We start from the raw sequence: 3587 nt of genomic DNA, 5'->3' as shown, positions 1-3587 counted from the left end.
CATCCAGGCGGTGGGGGCGGTGGCGGCGCTGCGCTGGGCGGCGGCCGACCCGGCGGCGCGGTTCGCGGTCGTGCTCATCGCGGTGGTAAATTTTTTTGAAGTTCTGTTATTTGGTCTTTTAACCATAAATCTTGCCCCATAAGCCAAAGTACCGTAAAACCGTGTACTTGATAATTTTCTGTCCGTTCTTTTAAACGTTTCATAGAATGGACTATTATCAAATAAATAGACATAAAAAAGAAAAGCGTTCTAATCGTTTTTCCTTTTTTATCAGATGTTCAGAAAATGGTCATTTTCTGAACACTCTTCTTTTCTTATTAAGATTATTAAAATCATTTGCATTTATTGTTCATTAACCCGTAATTTATTCTATGTTAATTTATATAAGTGCTTTCAAGTTATGGTACAATACTATCAATGGAGGAATGCTATGAAAAATTTATTAATAGTTTTTGAAGGACTTGACGGTTCAGGAAAAACAACTCAAATTGATATGTTACATCAATGGTTTGAAAATAAAAAACTTAAAGTTTTTACAACAAAACAACCAACAGATTACTATAGAAATGATAAAAGAGTTAGAGATTATTTGGATAATGGTATTGCGCCCAATATGTATTCGATTGCTTTATTGGCTGCAGCTGATAGAACTTATCAGATAACTTCAGAAATTTTCCCCAAAATATCTGAAAGCAACATTATATGTGATAGATACTTATACAGTTCACTAGCGTTCTTTAAAGCTCGTGGGATAGACTACAAAGAAATTCTAATGATTAATAAAGGTGTTCCTACTCCAGATGTTACAGTGTTTTTAGATGTTCCTCCAGAGCGTGCTTTAGAGAGAGTTCGTCAAAGGGATGGAGAAGATATAAAGTATGAAGAAAAAAATGAGTTAGTATTTAACCAAGTAAGACAAAATTTTCTTGATGTTTTACCTAAAAATGCTTTACTTGTTGATTCAACTGTAGGGATTGACAAAGTTCATCAAATAATAACTAATTTTGTAAGCGAGGTAATGGATAAATGATGTTTTCTGATAGATATATACAAAAAGTAGTCAATACAAAATCTCATCTATGTGTTGGGTTAGATCCCATTTTAGAGAATTTTCCTAGCTATATTTTAAAAAAGGCAGAGAGCATCTATGGAAAGACCCCTAGAGGAGCAGGCTACGCTATTTTTGAATTTAATAAAATGATTATTGATATAGTGGCAGATAAAGTTCCAGCTGTAAAACCTCAACTTGCTTACTATGAGAAGTATGATTATTATGGAATAGAAGCTTTTTGGAAAACTGTGGATTATGCTAAGAAAAAGAGACTTATCGTTATTGCGGATGCTAAGAGAGGAGATATCGGAAGTACTTCTCAGGCATATGCAGAAACTTTTTATAAGAATACAGCTGATGAGTGGAGCTCTACTTTATCTGTAGATGCAGTAACAATTAATCCATACTTGGGAAGTGATGGATTAGACCCATTTATAAAATTAGGAGAAGAAAATGATAAGGGCTCTATTATTTTAGTGAAAACAAGCAATCCTTCTTCAGGAGAATTGCAAGATAAAATACTGGATTCTGAAAATAAAACTATCTCTGAAGTTGTATGTGATTATATTATTAAAAGCACGAATAAAGTTGGGAATTATGGATTTTCAGATATTGGAGCTGTCATTGGAGCAACATATCCCGAAGATTTAACTAAGTATAGGAGACTCTTACCAAAAACCTTATTTCTAATCCCAGGAGTTGGTTATCAAGGAGGAGATGTGAAACTATTAGACGCAGCGTTTGATAATAATGGTTTAGGAGCCATCATAACATGTTCAAGAGCAATTGATTATGCTTATAAAGATACAGGTTTATCAGAGCAAGAAGTAAAGAATTCTATTTTAGAGGCAGTTGACTATTATAATGGATTAATAAATAAAGCTTTGATAAAATCTAAAAAGGTTTATTGGGAGAGGGAGAAAAATTGAAAAAAATATATTAGAGTCAATTTTAATAAAAAATGAAGTTGCTCTTAAAGAAGTTATCACAAAAATAGACTCCCCCTCTTCAAATAATGATGTAGGAACGCTTTTTTATACATCATTTTTTGAAAATTTAGGTAATAAAAATTCTGATATTGACATTTATGGACCAATGTCAAATATTTAGACACAAAATGAGCTATATTTTCTTAAAATAATTTTCTTCTTTCTGATTTGGAGTTAAACCCTTGTTGGCGGAATGAGGATTATAATTGTTATAAAATTGTTCGATGTATTCAAAGCAAGAGAGTTGAACTTCTTAAATGGAGTGATAAGTTCTGCGATTAATTTCTCGTTGTTTAAGATACTTGAAAAAGACCTCAGTGACGGCATTATCATAAGGATATCCAGGCTTGGAGTAAGAAGCAAGCAATTGATGCTCATCTAATAACTTTCTAAAGGAAGCTGATTTAAATTGGCTTCCTTGATCCGAATGAAAGATAATTGGTTCCTTAGGCTTCCTCTTATTTATAGCTATCTCTAAGGTGTCACAGGCGAGTTTGGCATCAATTCGATCACTTACTTTCCACGCAATACATTTCCTTGAGTAGAGGTCAAGAATAGCACAGAGATAAACATGTCGTTTAGGTCCTATAGAGATATAAGTGAAATCTGTTGTCCAAACTTGATTTGGGGAGTTCGGGTTAAATTCTTGTTTAAGCAGATTATCAGAAGAAAATACAGGAGCTTTCTTTGATTTAAAACGAGGTTTGATGGTTGACATTTTAGGGAGTGTCATAGACTTGAGAAGTCTTAAGATACGGCCTTCAGAAATATTAACGCCATAATCACGCAGGAGAATGATTTTAAAAGCTCTCGTTCCAATTCTTTTCTTGGCTTTCATATAAATCTCAAGGAGTAATTTTCTCAAGCGTTGATTTTCTACTTCACGCTTCGAAAGCCTCTTGTTTATGAAAAGTTATAGTAGGTGGAACGATTGACATGTAAAACACGACAGAGCATAACTGTCGTGTGTTCAAATCTGAGTCGATAGATGGCTTTCAATCTTACTTGGAGTTTTGCATGAATATGGCACTCGCTTTTTTTTAAGATCAGATTTTCTTCCTCTAGTTGGCCATTCCTTTTTTGTAATTCTTGAATCTGTTTAGCAGTCAACACCGTATTATCTTCAAGACGCACTTGAGAGTACTGCTTAATCCATTTTGCAAGTGCAGAAGAAGATACGCCATAATCTTTACAGAGTTCAGTTTGTGTTTTACCAGTTTGATAGAGATTAACAAGCGATTGTTTGAAATCCTCATCGTAACGTTTAAAACCTGACATAAAAGTCCTTTCATTTTTGTGTCTTAATAGACAGATTATAACACCCAATTTTCTGTCCACTTTTATAGTATAGCTCCAAGGTTTGCAAAAGAACGTCTATCCGCTTTATGACGAGCTAAAGGAATTAAGAGGATTGAATGGGGTCAAAGACCACTTGTCTTATGTATCTAGCAAACAAGAAGCCTATTCTAAACGCAATGTAGCGAAGTATCTGAAAAAAGCAATCGAGGGACGTCCGCCGGGCCAAGCTGTACTACATGCGTGACCTG

3 protein-coding genes and 1 pseudogene are annotated in these 3587 nt (G+C 34.3%); 3 read left to right on the top strand and 1 reads right to left on the bottom strand.

The annotated features are described in order from the left end of the window. Positions 1 to 430 precede the first annotated feature (430 nt). Both tmk and pyrF read left to right on the top strand, forming a co-directional pair. Positions 431 to 1030 carry a dTMP kinase gene (gene tmk / locus ABZ857_RS43885; protein WP_349221497.1) on the top strand — a complete coding sequence of 200 codons (600 nt, stop codon included), beginning with the start codon at positions 431 to 433 and terminating at the stop codon, positions 1028 to 1030. Continuing rightward, positions 1027 to 1980, top strand: coding sequence for an orotidine-5'-phosphate decarboxylase (gene pyrF / locus ABZ857_RS43880; protein ID WP_012579076.1), 954 nt, complete (start codon positions 1027 to 1029; stop codon positions 1978 to 1980). The genes tmk and pyrF overlap by 4 nt, the downstream gene beginning before the upstream one ends. A gap of 177 nt (positions 1981 to 2157) precedes the next feature. Here the strand turns inward: pyrF and ABZ857_RS43875 are convergent. Next, a pseudogene (locus ABZ857_RS43875) lies at positions 2158 to 3318 on the bottom strand (IS3 family transposase). 82 nt (positions 3319 to 3400) lie between these two features. Between ABZ857_RS43875 and ABZ857_RS43870 the strand changes: the two are divergent. Further along, positions 3401 to 3583 (top strand): hypothetical protein, encoded by a 183-nt coding sequence (locus ABZ857_RS43870; RefSeq protein ID WP_357056846.1) that lies wholly within the window; start codon positions 3401 to 3403, stop codon positions 3581 to 3583. The last annotated feature ends 4 nt before the right edge of the window (positions 3584 to 3587 follow it).

This window comes from Microbispora sp. NPDC046933 (assembly GCF_040644635.1).
Classification (GTDB): domain Bacteria; phylum Actinomycetota; class Actinomycetes; order Streptosporangiales; family Streptosporangiaceae; genus Microbispora.
This window is presented reverse-complemented; position numbering and strand designations above follow the sequence as displayed.